The organism is Paraburkholderia sp. HD33-4, from assembly GCF_021390635.1.
In the GTDB taxonomy this organism is placed as follows: Bacteria; Pseudomonadota; Gammaproteobacteria; order Burkholderiales; family Burkholderiaceae; genus Paraburkholderia.
The window spans coordinates 1,019,739-1,041,766 of record NZ_JAJEJS010000003.1 but is presented as its reverse complement, the minus strand read 5'-3'; the positions used below and the strand labels follow the sequence as shown (position 1 = coordinate 1,041,766).

The 22,028-nt window shown below is 64.0% G+C and carries 21 protein-coding genes; 11 read left to right on the top strand and 10 right to left on the bottom strand.

Translation table 11 applies throughout. The annotated features are described in order from the left end of the window. Positions 1 to 22: 22 nt before the first annotated feature. The gene (locus L0U84_RS39280; protein WP_233858958.1) at positions 23 to 1,297 is read right to left on the bottom strand and encodes an NAD(P)/FAD-dependent oxidoreductase; all 1,275 of its coding nucleotides are present in this window, start codon (positions 1,295 to 1,297) and stop codon (positions 23 to 25) included. Next, positions 1,294 to 1,962, bottom strand: a complete 669-nt coding sequence (locus tag L0U84_RS39275; RefSeq protein WP_233858956.1) for a haloacid dehalogenase type II — start codon at positions 1,960 to 1,962, stop codon at positions 1,294 to 1,296. The genes L0U84_RS39280 and L0U84_RS39275 overlap by 4 nt, the downstream gene beginning before the upstream one ends. 152 nt (positions 1,963 to 2,114) lie before the next feature. Between L0U84_RS39275 and L0U84_RS39270 the strand changes: the two genes are divergently transcribed. Beyond that, positions 2,115 to 2,999 (top strand): LysR substrate-binding domain-containing protein, encoded by an 885-nt coding sequence (locus L0U84_RS39270; protein ID WP_233859868.1) that lies wholly within the window; start codon positions 2,115 to 2,117, stop codon positions 2,997 to 2,999. Here L0U84_RS39270 and L0U84_RS39265 read toward each other — a convergent pair. The 3 genes from L0U84_RS39265 to L0U84_RS39255 form a co-directional block, all read right to left on the bottom strand. Beyond that, positions 2,996 to 3,397 (bottom strand): DUF934 domain-containing protein, encoded by a 402-nt coding sequence (locus L0U84_RS39265; RefSeq protein WP_233858953.1) that lies wholly within the window; start codon positions 3,395 to 3,397, stop codon positions 2,996 to 2,998. The two genes, L0U84_RS39270 and L0U84_RS39265, sit on opposite strands and share 4 nt — an antisense overlap. Next, complete coding sequence (locus L0U84_RS39260; RefSeq protein ID WP_233858951.1) at positions 3,394 to 5,184, bottom strand: nitrite/sulfite reductase; 1,791 nt, start codon at positions 5,182 to 5,184, stop codon at positions 3,394 to 3,396. Before L0U84_RS39260 ends, L0U84_RS39265 begins: the two co-directional genes overlap by 4 nt. Before the next feature lie 123 nt (positions 5,185 to 5,307). Continuing rightward, the gene (locus L0U84_RS39255) at positions 5,308 to 6,729 is read right to left on the bottom strand and encodes an aminotransferase-like domain-containing protein (RefSeq protein ID WP_233858943.1); all 1,422 of its coding nucleotides are present in this window, start codon (positions 6,727 to 6,729) and stop codon (positions 5,308 to 5,310) included. Positions 6,730 to 6,993: 264 nt separating this feature from the next. Between L0U84_RS39255 and L0U84_RS39250 the strand changes: the two genes are divergently transcribed. Continuing rightward, the gene (locus tag L0U84_RS39250; RefSeq protein ID WP_233858941.1) at positions 6,994 to 7,197 is read left to right on the top strand and encodes a DUF2970 domain-containing protein; all 204 of its coding nucleotides are present in this window, start codon (positions 6,994 to 6,996) and stop codon (positions 7,195 to 7,197) included. A 120-nt stretch (positions 7,198 to 7,317) separates the two neighbouring features. Here L0U84_RS39250 and L0U84_RS39245 read toward each other — a convergent pair whose 3' ends face one another. Further along, a complete protein-coding gene (locus tag L0U84_RS39245) occupies positions 7,318 to 8,061 on the bottom strand; it encodes an IclR family transcriptional regulator (RefSeq protein WP_233858939.1) in 744 nt (247 codons plus the stop codon). A 168-nt stretch (positions 8,062 to 8,229) separates the two neighbouring features. Between L0U84_RS39245 and L0U84_RS39240 the strand changes: the two genes are divergently transcribed. From L0U84_RS39240 to L0U84_RS39215, 6 genes are all read left to right on the top strand, one after another. Then, complete coding sequence (locus L0U84_RS39240) at positions 8,230 to 9,270, top strand: extracellular solute-binding protein (protein WP_233858936.1); 1,041 nt, start codon at positions 8,230 to 8,232, stop codon at positions 9,268 to 9,270. Positions 9,271 to 9,351: 81 nt separating this feature from the next. Then, the gene (locus L0U84_RS39235) at positions 9,352 to 11,391 is read left to right on the top strand and encodes a hydantoinase/oxoprolinase family protein (RefSeq protein ID WP_233858933.1); all 2,040 of its coding nucleotides are present in this window, start codon (positions 9,352 to 9,354) and stop codon (positions 11,389 to 11,391) included. Between the two features lie 30 nt (positions 11,392 to 11,421). Beyond that, a complete protein-coding gene (locus tag L0U84_RS39230; RefSeq protein WP_233858931.1) occupies positions 11,422 to 13,431 on the top strand; it encodes a hydantoinase B/oxoprolinase family protein in 2,010 nt (669 codons plus the stop codon). An 80-nt stretch (positions 13,432 to 13,511) separates the two neighbouring features. Continuing rightward, positions 13,512 to 14,708, top strand: coding sequence for an ABC transporter ATP-binding protein (locus L0U84_RS39225; protein ID WP_233858929.1), 1,197 nt, complete (start codon positions 13,512 to 13,514; stop codon positions 14,706 to 14,708). After that, entirely contained in the window at positions 14,705 to 15,595 is an 891-nt protein-coding gene (locus tag L0U84_RS39220; RefSeq protein WP_233858927.1) for an ABC transporter permease, read from the top strand. Before L0U84_RS39225 ends, L0U84_RS39220 begins: the two co-directional genes overlap by 4 nt. After that, positions 15,592 to 16,422 (top strand): ABC transporter permease, encoded by an 831-nt coding sequence (locus tag L0U84_RS39215; RefSeq protein WP_233858925.1) that lies wholly within the window; start codon positions 15,592 to 15,594, stop codon positions 16,420 to 16,422. The genes L0U84_RS39220 and L0U84_RS39215 overlap by 4 nt, the downstream gene beginning before the upstream one ends. 47 nt (positions 16,423 to 16,469) lie before the next feature. Here L0U84_RS39215 and L0U84_RS39210 read toward each other — a convergent pair whose 3' ends face one another. Genes L0U84_RS39210 through L0U84_RS39195 form a run of 4 tightly spaced genes read right to left on the bottom strand, consistent with a single transcriptional unit; the run spans position 16,470 to position 18,063 of the window. Then, complete coding sequence (locus L0U84_RS39210) at positions 16,470 to 16,670, bottom strand: hypothetical protein (RefSeq protein WP_233858923.1); 201 nt, start codon at positions 16,668 to 16,670, stop codon at positions 16,470 to 16,472. A 31-nt stretch (positions 16,671 to 16,701) separates the two neighbouring features. Further along, a complete protein-coding gene (locus tag L0U84_RS39205) occupies positions 16,702 to 17,070 on the bottom strand; it encodes a hypothetical protein (protein ID WP_233858922.1) in 369 nt (122 codons plus the stop codon). A 17-nt stretch (positions 17,071 to 17,087) separates the two neighbouring features. Next, on the bottom strand, positions 17,088 to 17,720 hold the full coding sequence (locus L0U84_RS39200) for a response regulator (protein WP_233858921.1): 633 nt from the start codon (positions 17,718 to 17,720) through the stop codon (positions 17,088 to 17,090). A 34-nt stretch (positions 17,721 to 17,754) separates the two neighbouring features. Beyond that, positions 17,755 to 18,063, bottom strand: a complete 309-nt coding sequence (locus L0U84_RS39195) for a hypothetical protein (RefSeq protein WP_233858920.1) — start codon at positions 18,061 to 18,063, stop codon at positions 17,755 to 17,757. A 593-nt stretch (positions 18,064 to 18,656) separates the two neighbouring features. Between L0U84_RS39195 and L0U84_RS39190 the strand changes: the two genes are divergently transcribed. The 3 genes from L0U84_RS39190 (at position 18,657) to L0U84_RS39180 (ending at position 22,017) form a co-directional block, all read left to right on the top strand. Continuing rightward, positions 18,657 to 19,178 carry a hypothetical protein gene (locus tag L0U84_RS39190; RefSeq protein WP_233858919.1) on the top strand — a complete coding sequence of 174 codons (522 nt, stop codon included), beginning with the start codon at positions 18,657 to 18,659 and terminating at the stop codon, positions 19,176 to 19,178. 184 nt (positions 19,179 to 19,362) lie between these two features. Continuing rightward, the gene (locus tag L0U84_RS39185) at positions 19,363 to 20,133 is read left to right on the top strand and encodes a DUF3047 domain-containing protein (protein ID WP_233858918.1); all 771 of its coding nucleotides are present in this window, start codon (positions 19,363 to 19,365) and stop codon (positions 20,131 to 20,133) included. Positions 20,134 to 20,298: 165 nt separating this feature from the next. Then, complete coding sequence (locus L0U84_RS39180; protein WP_233858917.1) at positions 20,299 to 22,017, top strand: alpha/beta-hydrolase family protein; 1,719 nt, start codon at positions 20,299 to 20,301, stop codon at positions 22,015 to 22,017. The last annotated feature ends 11 nt before the right edge of the window (positions 22,018 to 22,028 follow it).

The following is a 22,028-nucleotide window of genomic DNA, read 5'->3' as shown; positions in this document are numbered from 1 at the left end:
GCGTTAGGAACGATGGCGACGTTCAGGAAACCGCGTCCTTGAACCTGAAATACGCGCCCACCAGCGGCAGGAACCACTCGCGCCCCGCGTAGCCGGGCAGCGCCTTCCACTCGGTGCGTGCCCACGGATTGCCGCGGCTCGCGCCCGTGACGATGTCGGCCATCACGTCCCCCATGTACGTCGCCATCTGCGTGCCGTGGCCGCTATACGCGAGCGAGTAGTACAGCCCATCGTGCTTGCCGGCCGACGGCAGACGATCGGCCGTCGCTTCGACGAGTCCGCCCCAGCAGTAATCGATCCGCACGTCGCGCAGGCCGGGCAGCAGCTGGTCCAGCGAGTCTTTCAGAATGCGCCCGCTCTTGCGATCCGATGCTGGATTGCTGCGCGCGAACTGCGCGCGGCCGCCCCACACGAGCCGGTCATCGTCGGTGGTCCTGAAGTAATTGCCAAAATTCAGGCTCGTCACGTAGTTGCGGCGATTCGGCAGTGCACGATCGAGCAGTTCCGGAATCGGCTCGGTGACGATCACGAAGCTGCCCACCGGCACGATCCGGCGCTGCCACCAACCGAATGGGCCGTGATTCGAGCAGCCGGTCGCGAGCAGAACGCGCCCCGCTTCGAGGTCGCCCTTCGTCGTGCTGACGCGATGCCGGTCGCCGCCGAGATTCGTCAGCTTCGTGACCGCCGCGTGCTCGTAGATGCGCGCGCCGTGACGCGCGGCGGCGCTCGCGAGCCCGGTGCCGAAGCGGCCCATGTGCATCTGGGCGCCGCGCCGGTCCAGCATGCCGCCGTGAAACGCATCCGACGCGATCTCGCGGCGCACATCGCTCGCCGACAGCAGTTCGACATCGGCGCTCAAATGCTTGCGCAGCGCTTCGTAATTGCGCGTGATACCGGCCATGTGCGTCGGCTTGCTGGCGAGCTTGAGCTTGCCGTGCCGCACGAAGCTGCAGTCGATGTTCTCCTGCTCGATCAGCCGCTCGACGTAATCGACGGCGTCGGTGTAGACCTGATAGCGCTGCTTCGCGACCTGCTCGCCGTACCGGCCGATCAGATCCGGCAGACTTTGCGCGGTGCCGGGGCTGCAATGTCCGCCGTTGCGCCCGGACGCTTCGCCGTGAATGCGCGACGCTTCCAGCAGCACGACGTCGACGCCTTTTTTCGCGAGCGACAGCGCCGCCGACAGCCCGGTGAACCCCCCGCCGACCACCACGACATCCGCGCGTGCCGGCAGCGCGCCTGTCGCGCCGACGCTGAATTCGGGCGCCGTCGCCAGCCAGAACGATTCGGGTTTCATAACCCCACGACCGCCGCGAGACCGCCGATGTCCTTGATTTCCGTATAGCCGTAGTACGGATTCAGCGGTTCATGACCGCGCGCGACATGCACCTTGTGCGTGATGCCGAGATCGTGAGCGGTCATCAGGTCGTAGCGGAAGCTCGACGACACGTGCAGGATGTCCTGCGGAGCGCAGTTCAGCTGATCGAGCATGTATTCGAACGCTTTCATCCGCGGTTTGTAGGCCTGCGCCTGCTCTGCGGTGTAGACCGCATGGAACGGCACGCCGAGACGCGCGATGTTATGCGGAATCTGCTCATTTGCCGCGTTGGTCAGCGCGACCAGCGGAAACTCCCTGGCCACCTTCGCGAGACCCGCGGTGACGTCCGGGTGCGGACCCCAGCCCGGCACCTGATCGTAGATCGCATGGCCGTCGCCTTCCCGATACGCGACGCTAAGACGCTTGCAGGTACGGCGGATCGCATTGTCGACCACCTGCGCGTATGGCTTCCATGCACCCAGCACCTCATCCAGCCGGTACGCGGCGAACGCATCGGTGAACGCGCGCATGCGCTCGGCCGGCACACGGTCCTCGTAAAGCGCACTGGCGGCGTTCGCCATTTCGAAGTAGATCAACGTGCCGTAGCAGTCGAACGTAATGAACTTGGGCTGGAACAACGACATGGTTCGTCCCCGGAAATGGGCGCTTCGCCCGACACTGGAAATCGCACGCGGCGACGCGTTTGATCAAGGTTTAAGCGAGTGTATGGACGACATTTCGCTTTGACAAATACGCATATAATCGTGGGCCATACCATTTTGATATGCCCTCGCCGATGCTGAATTTCCGCGAAGTGCAAGCGTTCCGCGCCGTGATGCTGTCGGGTTCGATGACGCAGGCGGCCAAGGATCTGCATACGTCGCAATCGAACATCAGTCGCGTGATTGGCCAGCTCGAGCGGCGCATCGGCATCAAGCTGTTCGAACGGCAGATCGGCAAGCTGATGCCGACGCTGGAAGGTCAGGTTTTCTTCCGCGACGTCGAGCACACGTTCGCCAGTCTGCGAGGACTCGAAGAGAAAGCTGAATCGATCCGCAAGCGCGGCAGCGGGAGCCTGCGCGTCGCCGCGGTGCCGTCGATGGCGATGGTGGCCGTACCGGATGCGATCCACGTATTCGCGCAGAAGTATCCGGACGTCGACGTGACGCTGCAGGTGGCCGATTCGCTGACGGTGTGCCAGTGGCTCGCAACCGGCTATGCGGACGTGGGCATCGCATCGGAGATCTTCAACGCGACGAGCGTCGCGTCCGAGGTCGCGCGCAGGAGTTACGGCGTGTGCATCACGCCGCTCGATCACCGGCTCGCCGGGCGCGAGCACGCCATCACCCCCGAGGATCTGATCGGCGAGCGTTTCCTGTCGCTGAGATCGAGCGACGTGATGCGTAAGCGGATCGACAACGCCTGCCTGATCAAAGGCGAAGAAAAACGCATCCTCGCGTATGAAACGCACTTCGCCGCGGCGATCTGCCGGATGGTCGCGCGCGGCCTGGGCGTCAGTGTGATGAATCAGCTGGTTGCGCGCGAGTACGTGGGGCAGCTCGCGATCCTGCCGTTTGCGAAGCGCATCGAGTTCGTCACGTACGTCGTGTTTCCGCAGAACATTCCGATGAACATGCTGGCGAAATCGTTCGCCGATGCGTTTCGCGACAGCAGCGGCTAGAAGCGCTCGCGGACCTCTTCGGGCCCACGTACGGCGTCGGCCTGATAGAAAGCCGCAAATCGTTCGAGTTGCCGACGTACTCCGTCAGTATCGACGGCTCCCATCAGTACCGCACTCGAAAAACCCATTCGCTCCATCTGCAGCAGTTGGTCGACGAGTATCTCACCCGTTGCCCGCAGATCCCCCTTGAAGCGGAGCCGGCGTCGCACGAGATACGCCTGGCTGTATGCGCGTCCGTCGGTGAACGACGGAAAATGCAGGTCGACCCGTGCGGCAGCCGCGATTTCGTCGGCATAAGCCAGTGGATCGGCATCATTGGGCAAAGCGAGTACGGGACTCGCCGCATCGGCGGCGTGCTCGTGCGGCTCGAGCACGCGAATCCGTACGATGGCGCTCATGCGAGATCCTCCGCCGTGGCGCGAACCGCATCGGCTGCAACCTTGAAGGGTTCGAGGCCGACACGGCGCACGGTTTCGATAAACGTTTCGCGTCGTTCGCCGCGATGCTCGCGCAGGGACAGATAGCAGCCAAGCACTGCATCGACCGCGTCAGTCACCTCATGCGCCGCGAATGATGGGCCGATCACTTTTCCGGGGCGTGCCTCGCCACTGCGGGCGGAACCGTCCGCACCGCCGAGCGTGATCTGGTACCACTCCGAACCGTCCTTGTCGACGCCGAGTATGCCGATATGCCCGCTGTGGTGATGACCACACGAGTTGATACAGCCGCTGATGTGCAAATCGATCTCGCCGATGTCGTTCAGTTCGTCGAGGTCCTGGTAGCGCTCCATGATGCCCTGCGCAATGGGCAGCGAGCGAGCGTTCGCGAGTGCGCAAAAGTCTCCGCCGGGGCAGGAGATCATGTCGGTGAGCAGATGGACGTTGGCGCTTGCGAGCTGCTCGGCCACAGCCGCTTGCCAGAGCGCAAGCAGGTCGTCGGCGTGAACCCACGGCAGCACGATGTTCTGCGTGTGGGTGACACGCGCTTCGCCTGCCGAAAAGCGGTCCACGAGATCCGCCACCCGTTCGAGCTGGCCCGCCGATGCATCGCCGGGCGCCTGCAACGGGCGCTTGAAGGAGAGCGTGACGATCCGCATCGACGCATGCTTATGCGGCGCAACGTTACGCTCCAGCCAGCGCTGGAAGCGCGGTGTGCTGCGGGCGGCTGCCGCGCGCGCCGCGCTGGCCGTCGGGTTGACGGGACGGTGCGCGTCCACTTGCGGCGGCACGACGAAATACGCGGCCATGCGCTCGAACTCGGCCAGAGGAATCGTGTGGGGACCGCCATCGCACTCGACGATCTGCCGGAATTCCTCGTCGACCTCATCGATGAAGCGCTGACCTTCGGCCTTCGCGAGTATCTTGATGCGCGCCTTGTACTTGTTGTCACGGCGCCCAAACTGGTTGTACACGCGCACGACGGCCTCGATGTAGTTCATGATGTGCCGCCACGGCAGGAACTCGCGCAGCACCACGCCAATGAGGGGCGTGCGCCCCATGCCGCCGCCCACTGCGACCCGAAAGCCCAGCTCACCGCTTGCGTCGTGGACGAGGCGCAGCCCGACGTCGTGCCAATCCGTCGCGGCACGATCTTCGGCGGCGCCCGTGATCGCGATCTTGAACTTGCGCGGCAGGAACGCGAACTCGGGATGCAGCGTCGTCCACTGGCGCATGATTTCGGCGAAAGGCCGTGGGTCCGCGATTTCGTCTGGTGCCACGCCGGCGCGCTCATCGCATGAAATGTTGCGGATACAGTTGCCGCTCGTCTGGATGCCGTGCATGTCGACCGTGGCGAGGAGGTCCATCACGTCGGCGGCTCTCGAAAGCGGTATCCAGTTGAACTGGACGTTGGTGCGCGTCGTAAAGTGCGCATGATGCGTGGGCAGGCGCACGGTGCCGAGCTTGCGCTGCGCCTCCAGCGCCTGGCGGTAGACCTCGGCTTCCGGCTCGTCGTATTCGCGGGCGACCCGCGCCAGCACACGAAGCTGCGCACTCGATAGCTCGCCATACGGAACGGCGACCCTCAGCATGGGGGCGTGCCGCTGCACATACCAGCCGTTTTGCAGCCGCAATGGCCGAAACGCGTCCTCGCCGAGCGTGCCATCCTGCCAGCGCTTGATCTGATCGCGAAACTGGGCCGCGCGGCTCGCGACGAAAGCCTTGTCGAATTCGTTGTAACGATACATGGTGACTGCCGAAATGCCGGAGGCCGGCGAACACGGAGGTGCAACCTTATCGTTCGGAAACCCCGGCCTCAAGCAGCAGATGACGTAAAAAAGAGCGCAGCAGATGCGATGCGCACCGCGCGCTCAGAATCGCGCGCGCACGTCAGGATGAACCAGCAACCCGGCGAGCGTGCGGATCGCCTCGTCGATCTGGGGTGACCATGGATGGCCGTAATTCAGCCGGATGCAATTCTCGAATGCGTGCGAGGCAGAGAAGATCGGGCCGGGCGCCACGCTGACGCCTTGCCCGATGGCGAGACGATGCAGCGCCAGCGCGTCGACGGGATCGGGAAAGGTAAGCCACAGAAAGTAGCCCCCTTCGGGGCGCGTGTACTGCGTGCCTTCCGGCATCCAGCGGCGGATCGCTTCGAACATCGTGGCGCGCTGACTCTGCATGGCCAGGCGCATCGTCTTCAGGTGGCGCTCGTAGCCGCCGTGCTCGAGATAGTCGGCAATGCCGGCCTGGGCGGGGATGCTCGCCGAGATGGTCGTCATGAGTTTGAGGCGCTGCACGCGCGCGGCAAAGCGCCCCGCGCTCGCCCAGCCGACCCGATAGCCTGGCGCCAGGCTCTTCGAAAACGAGCCGCAGTGCATGACCAGCCCGCGCCGGTCGAACGCCATGGCCGGCGGCGGATAGTTTTTCGAGTAATGCAGTTCGCCGTACACGTCGTCTTCGATGAGCGGAACCTCGTGCTGTGCGAGTAGTTCGACGAGCGCCTGTTTCTTTGCATCCGACAACGTGACGCCCGTGGGATTCTGGAAATTCGTCATGAACCAGCAGGCGCGGACGGGGTGTTTCTCGAGCGCCTCGGCGAGCGCGTCGAGGTCGAGCCCCGTCTGCGTGTCGACGGGAATCTCGAGCGCGCGCAGGCCGAGCCGCTCGATCGCCTGAAGGGCGCCGTAAAACCCCGGCGACTCGACGGCGACTATGTCGCCGGGCTGCGTAACTGCCATCAGACAAAGATTCAACGCTTCCAGCGCGCCGTTGGTCACGATGATGTCCTCGGCCGGCTGCGAAATGCCGACGCGCATATAGCGCAGCGCAATCTGTCGCCGCAGGTTTTCGTTACCGGGAGGTAGATCGACGACCGTGCTCCACGGGCTCACGCTGCGCGCGGCCTGGCCGAGTGATTTCGCCAGACGCGAAAGCGGAAAGAGCAACGGCGACGGGAACGCGGAGCCGAGCGGCACGATGCCGGGGCGCTTGGCGGCCTCGAGCACCGAGAAGACCAGGTCGCTGATGTCGACTGTCGCTGACTCGCCGCTCGTAGCCGGTGCCGTCGCCCTGCTGGACTTCGATGGCGAGGCGACGTAGTAGCCGGAACGTTCCTCGGCTCGCACCAAACCCCACTGTTCGAGCAGATAGTAAGCGCGCGTCGCCGTGGACTGGCTCACGTCGTGCTGGGCGATGATTTGCCGCAGCGACGGCATGCGGGAACCGGGCGCCAGGTTGCCGGACCGGATCTCGGTTGCCATGCTCTGCGCCAGGATTTCGTAACGTGTCATGCGCTTTCGCTCTTCGATGGAGGTTGCCGGTCGGGGGATGCCGCCGTGCGCTTCGATTTGCGTGTGCCTCGCCGGAGGTGGGATGCGATCTGCTGCGCTCATTTTATCGTCGACTTCTCCGGGGATGCGCCGGGGCTCACTGCGGCAAAGACGCCGCTCAGGCTGCGTCGCTCAAATCTTTCGCAACTGCTGCTTTTTCCCTGGATGGAAAAGTTCGAGAATTTGCCAACGGATTCAAGTTAATCGAGTGAAACGGAGGAAGAGATGGAACTCATCCGCATGATGCGCATCGTTTTGTGGAGTTTCTTCGGCGTGCGAAAAGGCGCGGCACACGAGGCCGACTTCGCCCATGTGAACTTTAGCTGGCTGCCGTTCGTTGCCGTTCTGATGGCCACGCTCATCGCGGCGTGCATTGCTGGTGTGGTACTGCTGGTCGCGCATTCCACGGGGTCGACCCAGGGGTTCTGATCAGGAAACCCGGAGACCTCGTCATAGGCCGACGACTCTGTTGATCTTTGCTGTTTCAGCAGACCCGCTGATGCGGGCGCTCTTTCTACCGGCATCAGCGGCGCATGGCGCACGGCACATTCAGGCGAGACTGCCTCCGCTGATCTCGTTCGCCGTGCGTCTGACCGCACTGCCCCATTCGTCGATGTTCTCCGGATTGAAGCGGGAGCCCGGCATCGAGAAGCACACGCTGGCCACGACGATGCCGTTGCTGTCGAACACCGGAGCGCCGATCGCATAAATGGCGTGGCGGTATTGCCCGAGGTTCACCGAATAGCCGCGTTCGCGAATCCGCATGAGTTCCTCACGAATCAGCGCGGGGTCGTTGATCGTGTTTTCGCCGTACTTCGGCAGGTCGCGGCCGAGGATCGTATCGATCTGCGTGTCGCTCATATGCGCGAGCACCGCGAGGCCGTTCGCCGTCGCATGAAACGGCGACACATTGCCGATCGTGTAGGCAGTGCGCACGACCTGCTTGCACTCGGTTTCCTCGATCAACACCATCGCCGTCGTCCCGTCCGGGATCGACAGATGAACCGTTTCGTCGACGAGATCGCATAAATCCTGCATCGGCTGGCGCGCGGCCTTCTGCAACGCGCCGCCCTTCAACGCGCTCGGCCGCACGCCGACCACGCGCGCGCCGATTTCCCAGCGCGTCGACTCGGTACCGGCCTGCCTCAGCCACCCAGCCTCCTGAAACGTCATCAGCACGCGCTGCACGCTCGACTTCGGCATCTTCAGCAGCTTCGACAGTTCGCTGACGCCGATGGGCTGCTGCTGCGCGATCGTCTCGATGATTTCGATGCTTTTCAGCAGGCTGTTCATTTTTGATTCCCTTGCGATCGCAAATATCGCATGCTAACTTGTACCGTAATGAAGCACGTCGTGCCGTATTGTGGCACAAACTGCCGAGCGTGCAAAGGCTTCTTTTTCATTCACCAATCGCTGTGATCGCTCATCAAAGCTGGGAGAAGAATGGAGACCACCGTTTCAATGCCCCGTCAGCGTAGGCCCCGGCTGCTGCGTGCCGGCGCATTCGCACTAGCCTGGCTGGCAATTACGCCCGCCGCGTTCGGCGCCGACCTGACCGTCACCGCATTCGGCGGCACTTGGGAAAAGGCCTATCGCAAGTGCTTCGTCGAGCCGTTCGAGAAGAAGACCGGCAAAAGCGTCGACGTGACGCTCGGCAATCCGCTGCAATGGGTCAACCAGGTCGCGGCGAATCCGGCCCGCCCGCCCATCGACGTGATGGTCAGCACGCCCGAAGCGACCCACATCGCGATCGAGCGCAACCTGCTCGATCCGGTCTCGCCGAAGGAAGTGCCCAACATGGCGCAGCTCGATCCGCGTCTGGTGCAGTACGGGCACGGCTACGGCTTTCCCCTCACGTATGGCGATTTCGGGCTGATGTACAGCACGAAGCGCGTGAAAAATCCGCCGAAAACGTGGAAGGAATTCGTCGATGGCGTGATCGCCGGTAAATACCAGGCCGGGATTCCTGACATCAACTACGTCGCGACGCCCGCCGGCCTGATCACGCTGTTCGACCAGATCTACGGCGGCTCGCCGACCAACATCCAGCCGGCGCTCGACCAGATCAAGCGCATGCGCGACAGCAAGAACGTCACGTTCTTCAGCGAGCCCAATGCGCCGCTCAACGCGATCCGCAACGGCGACATCGACATCGCGATGTACTACGACGGCCGCGCGTGGAGCGAGCACGACACCGCCAATCCCGACATCGCGTGGATCAATCCGGCGCCCGGCTCCGTCGCGTTTCCGAACATGGCGGTCAAAGTGAAGAACGGTTCGCCGCTCGGCATCCAGTTCCTCGACGAACTGGCCTCGGCGCAGGGCCAGGCGTGCTTCGCCAACACGATGCAGTACACGGCGTCGAACACCAGGGTCACCTATGACGCGAAAGTCAAACCGCGCATCGCGACCGTCGACAAATCGATCTGGGTGAATTTCGACGACATCGGCAAGTACGTGCCGCAATGGATCGAGAGCTGGAACAAGCAGATCGGGCACTGACCTCGGACCATCTGTAGCTATCGGCGGCGCTGACGCAACGCAGACGCGAGCGGTCTGCAACGGTTATCTAAAGGGACGGCAATGGGCTTGAGAATTGGAGTGGATATCGGCGGATCGTTTACGGACTTCGCCGTGCTGGACGACGAGACGCGTACCACGCGCACGCTGAAAGTGTTCTCGCGGCCGGATTCGCCGGGCAGCGAAGTGATCGACGGCATGCAAGGCCTGAAAGCGCGCTTCGGCATCGATCCGCATGAAGTCGTGTACTTCACGCACGGCACGACGGTCGGCGTGAACTCGGTCGTGCAACGCAAGGGCTTGCGTCTCGCTCTCATCACGACGCGCCATTTCGAGGACGTGCTGGACATCGCGCGCCTGAAGATCCCCGACATGTATCACCTGATGTCGCGCCGCCCCGAGCCGCTAGTCACGCGCGATCGTGTGTTCGGCGTCGATGGCCGCATGCGCCCCGACGGCACCGAGGAAGCGCCGATCGACGAAACGAGCGTGCTCGCCGCGCTCGAAGCGCTGCAGGCGGCGCAATGCGAAGGCGTGGTGATTTCGCTGCTGCATTCCTACCGCAATCCCGCGCACGAGCAGCAGGTCAAGGCGATCATCGAGAAAGCCGCGCCCGGGTTTTTCGTGTCGTGTTCGCACGAAGTGTGGCCGATCATCCGCGAATACGAACGCACGGTCACCGCGACGATCGGCGGGTACGTGCAGCCGCGCGTGTCGCAATACCTGACGCGGCTGCAGGCCGCGCTGGCCGAAAGCGGCGTCGGCGCGGACCTGAAAGTGACGAAGTCGAACGGCGGCGTGATGAGCGCCGAGAACGGCAAGAGCAATTGCGTCCAGATGATTTTGTCGGGCACCGCCGCGGGCGTGATCGGCGCGTCGTATCTGGCCGGCATGTGCAAGATCAAGGACTGCATGAGCCTCGATATCGGCGGCACGACAGCCGACGTCGCGCTGATCGTCGATGGCAAGCCGCAGTACGCCACCGGCGAGTACATCGGCGACTTCCAGATTCATATCCCGTCGGTGTCGGTTTCGTCGATCGGCGACGGCGGCGGCTCGATTGCATGGGTCGACGATTTCGGCGTACTGAAGGTCGGACCGGAAAGCGCCGGCTCGAATCCGGGCCCGGTCTGCTACGGGCGTGGCGGCACGCGCCCCACCATCACCGACGCGTTTGCAGTGATCGGCGTGCTCGGCCGTGCGTCGCTCGGCTATAACGCGGTGCAGGTCGACGTGGAGGCGAGCCGCCGCGCGATCGAACCGCTCGCGCAACGGCTCGGCATCGACGTGCATCAAACCGCGTCCGCGATCATCGACGTCGCGGTGTCCGGCATGTACGGCGGCGTGAGCCGTATCGTGTCGCGCTTCGGCATCGATCCGCGCGCATTCTCACTGATGCCGTTCGGCGGCGCGGGCCCGATGCTCGGCGGCTTTCTTGCGCGCGCGCTGAACATGCGCCATCTGATCGTGCCGACCACGCCGGGCGTGCTGAGCGCGCTGGGCGGCCTGATCGCCGATACGAAGAACGACTTCGTGCGTACCACCTACTACCCGCTCGACGCCGCCTCGCTCGACAAACTCGCCGGCGACCTCGCGACGCTCGAAGCGCAGGCGCGCGAGTGGATCATCAACGAAACCGGCTCCGACGCGGGTGCGGAAATGCTCGTGTCGGCCGACATGCGCTACCGCGGCCAGTCGTTCGAAGTCGACACACCGCTTGATCCGCAATCCATCCGTAACGGCGACATCGCGACGATCGGCGCGGCATTCCATCGCGAGCACCAGCGTCTGTACGGCCACAGCGACCCGGGTTCGGCCGTGCAGGTGGTGGCGCTGCGCCTCGTGATCAGCCTGCCGACACCGAAGCCCGAGATGCCGAAAATCGCGGTCGGCGAAGGCGCGCCGCGCGTCGAGGCGATGATCGATGTCTATCTCGACGGCGCCTGGCGCACGGTGCCGCTGTACCACCGCTCGGCGCTGCTTGCCGGTCATCGCTTCGACGGCCCCGCGATCATCGCGCAGGACGACACGACCACCTGCGTGCTGCCGGGCTTCGAAGCCGTCGTCGACGAATACGGCAACCTGCTGCTGTCGGCTCAGTGAAGCGTCAGTGAAATCCGAAGGACTCAGACCATGACATTCAATCGATCCGTTCTACAGATCTTCGCCAACTATTGCGTCGCGGCTGCGGAAAGCATGGCCCACACGCTGATGCGCACCGCGCACTCCGCGTTCGTCAAGGAAACCGAAGATTTCTCCTGCACGATCATGACGCCCGCGGGGCTCACCTTCGCGTCGCCGAAAACTCTCGGGGCGACCTGGTATCCGGGTCTCGACTTCGGCGCGGTGATCGAGGCGATCGATCACTACGAGCCGGGCGACATTGGCATGACCAACGACGCGTACAGCGGCTACGTCGCCACGCACACGCCCGACGTGATGATGTGGAAGCCGGTGTTCTACGACGGCGAGATCGTCTGCTACGTCGGCGGGCACATCCACAACACCGACATGGGCGGCGCGGTGCCCGCTTCGCTATCGCGCACGCTCACCGAGATCTATCAGGAGGGCATTCGCTGGGCGCCGACCAAGATCGTGCGCGCCGGCGTGCTCGACGACACGCTGCTCGACCACATGGCGATCAACGTGCGCGCCCCCGAGCAGAATCGCGGCGACCTGAAGGCGCAAATCGCGATGCTGATGACCGGCGAGCGGCGCGTGCTGGAAATCATCGAGCGCTTCGGCATCGACGATTTCAAGGCCGGCATGTACGCGATGATCGACTATTCGGAAGAACAGGCGCGGGCGATCGTCGCCGGTATGCCCGACGGCGAATACTTCTTCGCTGAATATGCCGACGAGGATTCGGTCAACGGCAAGCCGCTGCGCGTCGCGCTGAATCTGAAAGTGCAAGGCGAATCGCTGGTGCTCGATTTCACCGGCAGCGACCCGCAGCTCAATTCGTCGCTGAACATGCCGACCGGCGGCAAGGAGCGGCACGTGCTCGCGCTCGTCGGGCTGAATTACGTGCTGTATTCGCTGCATCCGGATCTGCTGCTCAATGCGGGCATGCTGAAGGTCGCGCGCTGCGTGCTGCCGGAAGGCACGATCATGAACTGCGTGCCGCCTGCCGCGGTCGGCATGCGCAGCCTCACCTGCAAGGTCGCGCAGAACGTCACGTTCGGCGCGTTCTCGATGGTCTGTCCGGACCGGCTGCCCGCGTGCCCGGCCGGCGGCATGTCGATACTGAACGTGCGCACCGTCGATAGCGAAGGACGCACCGTGATCGCGGCAATCGGTCCGGTCGGCGGCGGCGCCGGCGGCATGATCAGCGGCGACGGCTCCGATGCGTCGGGCGCCAACGTCGCGTTCCTGCGCAACACACCGGTCGAGATCAACGAAGCGGAAGTGCCGATCCGCATCCTGAAGTACGGCATGGTGCCGGGCAGCGCGGGCGCGGGCCGCTATCGCGGCGGCCTCGGCACCGTGATGGAGTTCCGCGTGTTCTCGCCGGGCACGCTGGTGACGGCGCGCAATCGCGACCGTTCACGCTTCGCGTCGTGGGGCGTACTCGGCGGCAAGGCGGGATCGACGTCGCGCTTCACGCGCAATCCGGGCACCGAACATGAGGAGAACCTCGGCGTGACCGATCTGGTCGTGTGCGGTCCCGGCGACGTGATCCGCCTCGAAGGCTGCGGCGGCGGCGGTTATGGCAATCCTCACGAGCGCGATCCGCAGAGGGTCGTGACCGACGTGAAGCGCGGCTATCTGAGCGAAGCGGATGCGCTGGCGCTGTACGGTGTCGTACTGCGCGCGGGCGAAGTCGATATGCAAGCAACCGCTGCGCGGCGGACCGAGCTCGAAGCGAACGCGCCGCGCACGCCGGCCGCGCACTTCGACTACGGCGCGGCTCGCACCGCCTATGAAGCGCGCTGGACCCGCGAGCGCTACGCGGTATTGACGGAAATCCTGGCCGGCGTGCCGGTCGTGTGGCGGCACTTTCTGAAGCACAAGATCTTCGACGCGTTCGATGCATGGGAAGCCGACGGTCGTCTGAAGCCAGGCGGGCAGACGATCAGCGAGATCTTCAGCGAGGTCGCGAGCCGGTATCCGCAATTGCTCGAAGCGCGGCGAGCCGCATAGCGCGAAGCGCGGCGCCGCGTGCGGGAGATCAACAGGTGCAGGCTGCCGTCTGCCGTGACAACGTCAATCAAGGTGAATCGATGCTGCAATCCGCGAATCCGTTTTCCGGCTCCGCGACGAGCGCCGCAGCGCCCGCCGTGCCGCCGCGTTCGCAGCCGCTGTCGCTCGATGGCGTCAGCAAGCGCTTCGGCGCGACCATGGCGCTGCAACAGCTGTCGCTCGACGTGCGCGCGGGAGACCTCGTCGCGCTGCTCGGTCCGTCCGGCTGCGGCAAGACCACGACGCTGCGGCTGATCGCCGGGTTCGAGTTTCCCGATACCGGCACGATCCGCATCGCCGGGCGCGAGGTGACGAATCTGCCGCCGAACCGGCGCGGGCTCGGCATGGTGTTCCAGAACTACAGCCTGTTTCCGCATCTGAGCGTGGCCGAGAATATCGCGTTCGGTCTGCGCATGGCGGGCGTGCCGAAGCGCGAGCGCGCCGCGCACGTGACGCGGATGCTCGATCTGATCCGACTGCCCGGCTACGGCGAGCGCCGCATCGCGCAGATGTCGGGCGGCCAGCAGCAGCGCGTCGCGCTCGCCCGGGCGATCGTCACGAATCCGTCGGTGTTGCTGCTCGACGAGCCGCTCGGCGCGCTCGACAAGAATCTGCGCGAGAACATGCAGTTCGAGCTCAAGTCGCTGCAAAGCAAGCTCGGCATCACGAGCGTGATGGTGACCCATGACCAGGAAGAAGCGCTGACGATGAGCGACCGTGTGGTCGTGATGAATCATGGGCGGATCCTGCAATCGGGCACGCCGACCGAAGTGTATGACCGGCCGCGCACGCGCTTCGTCGCGGAGTTTCTCGGCGCGGCCAATATCCTGCCGTTTGCGCTCGTGCGCGCCGAGCAAAACTGGCTCGATATCGCGATTCGCGACGCACGCGGCGAGGAGCGCACCGATGCGCCGCCCACCTGTCGCGTCGCGCATGCGCTGAACCGCACGCTCGCGGCGGGCGCGTGTGGCGAAGTCGCGGTGCGGCCGGAAAAGCTGCGCGTGGGCGACCCGCGTCCGGACGATATCCGCTTCGACGGCGTCGTCGCCGCGCGCGTGTTCCGCGGCTCGCAGCACGCGTACCGCATCGAGGTGCCTTCGCTCGGACAGACCGTCAGCGTCTATCAGCAGGCCGCTCGCGCGGCCGCGCTCGAAGCGGGTCATCCGGTGAGCGTGTCGATCAGCCCCGACGATCTGGTGGTTCTCGAAGCCGAACCCGGCGAAGGTGACGCCCGATGAGCACGCTCGCCACGCTGCCGCAGGCGAGCCGCCGTCCGCGTCGATGGCTGTCGCCGTACGCGATGCTGTGCGCGCCGGCGCTCGTCGTACTGGCGATCTTCTTCGGCATGCCGCTCTACGAAAATGCGCTGCGCAGCGTCGGCATCTCGGCGATTCAGGGCACTCACTCGGCCTTCACGTTCGCGTACTACCACAAGCTGTTCACCGATCCGTACTACGTGGGCATCATGATCGAAACGCTGAAGGTCAGCGTGTTGACGACGTTCTGGTGCCTGGTCATCGGCTATCCCGTCGCATGGTTCATGGTGCGCCGCGCGGGGCGCTTCGCCGGCCCGCTGATGTTCGTGCTGATCATGCCGCTGCTCACGTCGATCATCATGCGCACGTTCGGCTGGAACGTGCTGCTCGCGCGCCACGGCCTCGTCAACGACGCGCTGCTCGCGCTGGGGATGATCGAGCAGCCGCTGCGCATCACGCAAAGCCCCGTGATCGTCTATGTGGGCAACGTGCATGTGATGGTGTCGTTCATGGTGCTGTCGATCATCCCGGTGCTGCGCTCGGTCGATCAGCGTCTGGAAGAATCGGCGCGCGTGCTCGGCGCCGGCGCGCTACGCGCGTTCGTGCTGGTGACGCTGCCGCTGTCCGTCGAGGGGATCATCACCGGGTGCCTGATCGTGTTCATGATCGTCAACGGCAGTTTCATCAGTGCGCTGCTGCTCGGCGGCGGCAGTATCGTGACGCTGCCCCTTCTGATCTTCCAGCAGTTCAGCCAGTCGCAGGACATGGGGCTCGCAAGCGCCATGGGTAATCTGCTGCTGATCGTCGTGCTGATCTGTCTGTATGCGCAGGGACGGCTGATCGGCCGGCGCAAGGAGGCACGTCGATGAGCACGCTCAGCCACTCCCCGCGCGACAGCTCGCGGCTGTTCGAAAAGCTCGGCAACGGCGCGCTCGCGTTGTATATCGCGCTATTCGTGGTGTTTCTGCTGGCGCCGATCGTGATCGTCGTGATGGCGTCGTTCACGCCGGGCGAATCAGTCGCGGTGCCGGTCGGCGGTCTGTCGTTGCGCTGGTATCGGCGCTTCATCGAATACAGGCCATTCACCGATTCGCTGATCACGAGCCTGTTGCTGGCCGGCGCGTCGACCGCGCTCGCGATCGTGCTCGCGGTGCCGGCCGCGCTCGGACTCGCCAACACGCGCTCCCGCATCGGCCATGCGGCGACGTCGTTCCTGCTGTCGCCGATCGCGGTGCCGCCGCTGGTGGTCGGGCTGTCGTCGCTGTACTACCTGTCGGAGCTCGGCATCGGCAATTCGTTCGTCGCACTGCTGATCACGCATACGTGCGTGTCCGTGCCCTATGTGCTGCGCACCACGATCGCCGCGTGCAAAAACCTGAGCCCCGGTTACGGTGAAGCGGCGTCGGTGCTGGGCGCGAGCATCTGGCGACGCTTCTGGCACGTGAGCTTGCCGCTGATCTCGCCTGGAATTTTCGCGGGCGCGCTGTTCTCGGTGCTGATTTCGCTCGACAACCTCGGCGTGTCCTACTTCTTCGGCAGCGCCAACACGACGACGCTGCCGGTGGTCATGCTGTCGTATTTGCAGAACCAGTTCGATCCGTCGATCGCCGCGATCAGCACGGTGCAGATGCTGATTGCGATCGTGTTTCTGTTGGCGGTCGAAAAGATTTACGGCTTGCGTTCGATGAACCGCTAGACGCACGCCATGCCGTCGTCAAACACTTAAGCAAAAAGGCGCGAGGTTCAATGCACGGTTCCGAAGAACAGTTGGGCACCGTCCTCCGGCGTCAACCCGGCTTCGAAATAGGTCTGAAGGCGCGTGGCCTTTGCGTCGTCGAGCAGATATGGTGGCCGCACGAGCCCTTCCGCGACGGCATGGTCGTACCATCGGCTGAGCCACGCTCGCAATTCGATTTCACTCGCCGACAGCACTTCCGCTTCCATGCGATGTTCTCCTGGTCTCAAAGCGCGTCGATTACAACGCGAGCCGCTCGACTGCCATCGACGGGCGCGCCACCGAGGGCGGAAACACTTGCCAACCGCGATCGGTATGGTGAAAGAAGAACAGCTCGCACGGACCCCGCGGGCCCTCCCCTGCCACACATACGCCGACGATCCGTCCGCCGCGCGAGCGATGCACGGTCAGCACACGTACCGTTGTGCGCGTGTGTCCGAGCCACTTCCCGACCGCCATACGCAAAGACTGCTGCTCCACCATTGCCGCCCCCTCCGTTGAAGCCATCGTAGGCAGCCGCAAATGATGCTTCCATCGGCGTCGGCGGATTGTGCGTTCAGGATTGACCGGTTCGATCGTCAGGATTTCCTTATCGCCGATAGAGGGCATGCATCCAGCTTGATCGACTATTCGCTGATCAGGCCGTGCCGGATCGCATAACGAATCACCTCCGCGTTATTCGAAAGACCCAGTTTTTGCATTAACCGCATCTTGTGGGTGCTGATCGTCTTGGCGCTCAGCGAGCACGCTTCGGCGATATCGTTGATGCTCCTGCCGCCGGCGATCAGCTGCAGCACCTGAAATTCCCGGTCCGTCAGGACTTCGTGCGGCGGCACGTCTCCCGCATGCTTTTCGAAGACCATCGCGTCAACCAGCTTCGGGTCGATGAAACGTCCGCCGTCGGCGAGCTTACGGATTGCCGCAAGCAATACCTCGGGATCGCTGTCCTTGGTCACGTAACCGGTGGCGCCAGCCCTCAGTGCGCGGGACGCCACCTGTGCCTCGTTGTGAATGCTGAGCACGAGCAGCGGCAATGCGGGCCGGTCCGCGCGCACGCGTCGGATCAGATCGACGCCGCTGATGCCGGGCATCGTCATGTCCAGCAACAGCAGATCGATGTCGCAACTGCGAAGTTTGTCGATGACCTCGGAGCCGTGGCCAGTCTCCTCCACCACGATCATGTCGGCGGTAGTGGCGATGATCTGTTTGAGGCCGCCGCGCACGATCGCGTGATCGTCGGCGATGAGGATCTTGATCATGTCCCGAATCCGAACTCGTGCGTGAGGCGCCGGGCTACGTAACCAGCGAAAACTTCACCGGAATTTCTGCACGATCGATCAGTTCGTCGAGGCGCTCGACGAGCAGGTCGAGCGCGCGGAACGTGCCCGCGTCGAACCCTTCCGCATGCGCGCGGCGCAGTTCCTTCAACGTCTGCTGCAAATGCCGTATCGCGACAGGATGACTGTCGCGCAACGGCCAGCAGAACAGCAGGTATGTCAATGGTGTCAGGCTGCGCGCCTCGCACCACGTTTCGAACAGACGCTGGCAAATTCTATCGACCTCTTGCAAGCGCCTGCGTTTGTCCAGAAAGTCCGCAATCATTTTGCACGTCGCCTTTCGATCTTCGCAAACCCCATCGATGATGAACGACCGGGCGATGGCGCGCAGTCGTCACCGGCTGCAAATGACTACGGCAAATCCTGAACCAGACGTCAGGAAATCCTGAGTCCATGTATGCGCACACTGAACGACGCGCATCGGCAAACGCCAAACCACGCGGATTGGTGCCGTCGTGGTCGCGCCTGCTGCTTCGCGAGCCGTCGCCAGTCGCGAAGGATTTTCAGACTCTCTGACGCCGCCTTGAGGTCGCCCCACGCCGGAAATACGCGGTTACCAATTCCTTACGTGAGGCACGAAACGCTGACATAAGCTGAAAGGAGTAGCGTGCCGTTTTGTCGCCGCGCGACCGGGAGCACGTCATGAAGCCGCTCGATGTAAAGTGCGTCGGCAACGCCGTCGGAGTGCTGGTATTGTTCGGGGCGCTGTCTGGGTGTTACTACGTACCCTACGGGTACTATCCGGGCTACGGCTATTACCCCGCCTATGCCGCCCAGTATCCTGCTGCGTATTCGACTGCCGATCCATCCGGGCCCGGCGACCCGTCACAACAGGCTCCGGTGCAACAGGAATTCGCCATGCCTGACGGCACGTCTGCCGAAGGGCAGTCACCCACGTACGATTTCGCGGCCGCGCCGCCGTCCGCGCCGGCCTATGGGGCGCCGGCGTACTATCCGGTCGCCTATCCACCGTATCCCTATGCGTATCCCTATGCGTACCCCTACCCATATCCGTACTACGGATACTGGCCGGGCTATTACTGGTGGCCGTCGCTGGCGTTGACCTACGCCTTCTGGGGAGGGTGTTGCGGCGGGTACCACTATGGTCATCACACTTACTGGGCAGGCCATGGCTACTGGGGCCATGGGTATTACGGACACGGCTACTACGGCAATTACGGTCACCCCTACTACGGCCACACCAACTGGGGACATGGTCAGGGCGCCTGGAGCGGCCACGCCACCCCGGCCGGTGGTATGTACGGTGGTAGCGGCTGGGGCGGCGCTCACGCGAACTATGGCGGCTACGGCGGTGGCTGGGGCGGTGGTAGCGGCTGGGGTGGCGGTCACTACATGGGCGGCGGCGGGCATGGTCGTTGATATGGAACCCTTCGTGCGCCGCTGAACGCGACGGCAATCGCGGGCGGCGCGGTGCGAACTCCGTCATGCAATCGCTACGACGCGGCAAATAGAACCTGAATTGTCGGCGTAAATGCGCCGCAGAAATGTCGCCAACGAAGCCCATTACAATGGGTGCCATTCAATAAAACCAATGCGAACCGCCATGCATCTTCCCTCGAGCCGTCGAACGCTGCAACGAACAGCCCGATCAGCCTGGATTGCCGTGTGCGCCGCGCTTCTTTTGTTGCCGCCACCCCTCCTGGCCCAGGACGAAAAGCCCGGTATAGCCTTTTCCGCGATCGAGCCGGGCGCACCCCTGCCCGCGGGCTGGAAGAACCTGCCGGTCGTGCACGGCAAGCCCCTCACGCAATACACGCTCGTTCAGGACGCCCACGGCACCGTCCTGCAGGCGGACGCGAACCGCTCTGCTTCTGCGCTGATGCACGAAGGTGATATCGACCTTGCTCGCACACCCGTCGTCGCATGGCGCTGGAAAGCGGATCGACCGATCGAGGGTGCCGATAACCGCGTCGCATCGAAGGAAGACGCGCCAACGCGGCTGGTGTTCGTGTTCGACGGCGACAAGAGCAAGCTGTCGCTTTTCGATCAGGCGAAGATGGGCGTGGCAAAGCAACTGGGCGGCCAGGATCTGCCCTATGCCACGTTGATGTATATCTGGTCGACCAACGCCGCGCCGGGTACCGTCATTGCCAACCCTCACACGGACCGCGTACAGATGATCGTGGTCTCCGGTCAGCCTGGCGATGCGGGTCAGTGGCAAAGCCTGCGCCGCAATATCGTGGAAGACTATCAGCGGGTCTTTCACGAACCGCCGGGACGCATCACAGGCTACGGACTGCTGACCGATACCGACAATACCGGCACCACGACGCGCGCCTGGTACGGGGACGTCCAGTTCCTCCCAGCGCCTTGACAACCGGGTGCGTCGAGCTGAGCGGGCCGGTCGAAAACCGGCCCAGAGTAGTCGCACTACGATCGATGCAAGCACCGTCTGAATCAAGCCTGTTCGCGTCCTCGACTCCTTGGCGGTTGACTCATCGGAACGGGGTGCGAGTCATGCCAATCTGAGCGAGCACGCATGCGGAACGCCGACAAGCCAGCAGCAGCCGGGCACCGACGCGCAGTTTGGACGCCGACGCTCAGCGGCTCGTTGCTCGCGCTTGTGTTCTGGTGGCAGTCACTGACGCCAACCCTGATTCCACGGTCTTGGGGAACGCAGACTGCGGTCGGGGCGATCTGTCTGGCCATCGGTTACGCGATAGGTACCCTGGCCGGCTGCGCGGGGCATCGGCTGCTGGCGCGGTGGGGATTTTCTCCTGGCAGCGGAATGCGCCGGAGTAGCGGGATCGCTGTGGCGGCGGCCTGGCTCATTGCGCTATTCGTCGGCTCGACGCTATGGCTCGGCTGGCAGAACGACCAACGCAGTTTCATGGGGATGACGCCCATCACCTGGTTGGACGGCGTGCTGGCGAGCGTGCTTTCGCCGGTTGCCGCACTGCTAATGCTGGTCCTCGGGCGGCTAATAGCCCGTGGCGTCGCGGCGCTGCAGCGCGTTATCCAGGGGTATGTTCCGTCGATCGTGGCGGTGCCGGCAACGGCACTGCTCATCGTCGTGATCGGCATCGCGCTCGTTCGTGGAGTAGCGGTGCCCTCCTTCATCGGCAGCGTCAACTTCGTCCACTGGCGCGCGAACGAGCGAACGACCGAGGGAACCGTGGCTCCCACGTCGCCAGCGGTGTCCGGCAGCAGCAAATCGTTCATCGCGTGGGACACCCTGGGACGCATGGGGCGCGACTTCGTGGCAACAGCGACGAGCACGCAACAGCTTGCGAAGTTCCACGGCACTGATGCGACGCTGGTCGATCCGGTCAGGGTCTACGTAGGGGTGCGTTCCGCGGACTCCCTGAAGCAGCGTGCAGAGATTGCGGTCCGCGAGCTCGAACGCGCTGGCGGGTTCGAGCGCAAAGTGCTGGTCGTGTGGATACCCACCGGCACGGGCTGGATAGTGCCCAAGGCCGCCGCTTCGCTCGAACAACTGCACCGTGGCGACACGGCAATCGTGGCGATCCAATACTCCTTCCTGCCGAGCCGGTACGCTATCTTCATGGACACCGGGCTCGCCGAGGAGGCAGGCATGACGCTCTTCAAGGCCGTTCGCGCCCGCTGGGCAATGCTCCCGCCGCAACGGCGGCCGAAGCTCCTTCTGTTCGGCAAAAGTCTCGGCGCGGCGGGTGTGGAAGCGCCTTTCGTGGGAGCGGACGCATCGGCGTCGGTCGCCAACATGGTGGCCGCGACCGATGGCGTGCTGATCGCCGGCGCAACACAGAGCAACCCTATCCATGCGCAACTCACTCGCGAGCGCGAGCGCGGGTCACCCTTCTGGCAGCCGATTTTCAATGGAGGGCGTTCCGTACGGTTCTTGAACCGCGATCCGCATCAGGCGGTATTGAATGCCGACTGGCCCGCCCCGCGAATCGCGTACCTGCAGCATCCGTCAGATCCGGCCGTGTTCTGGAGTGTCAGCGCATTCTGGTGGCCGCCAGAATGGATGGCCGCGCCTCGCGGCTTCGACATGCCTCGCGCCATGCGTTGGTTTCCGATCGTGTCGGGCTTGCAGGCGGTGGGCGATCAGATTCACCAGCTAGGCGTGCCGCCGGGTTTTGGCCACAACTACTCTTCGCAGGATTACGTCAGCGGTTGGGCCAGCGTGCTGCCTCCCGACGGCTGGACGAACGCCGATACCGAACGACTGGCCCGGTTCCTCGACGGGATTGCCGGCGACGATTCAGAGCCGTGAGCGAGCCACAC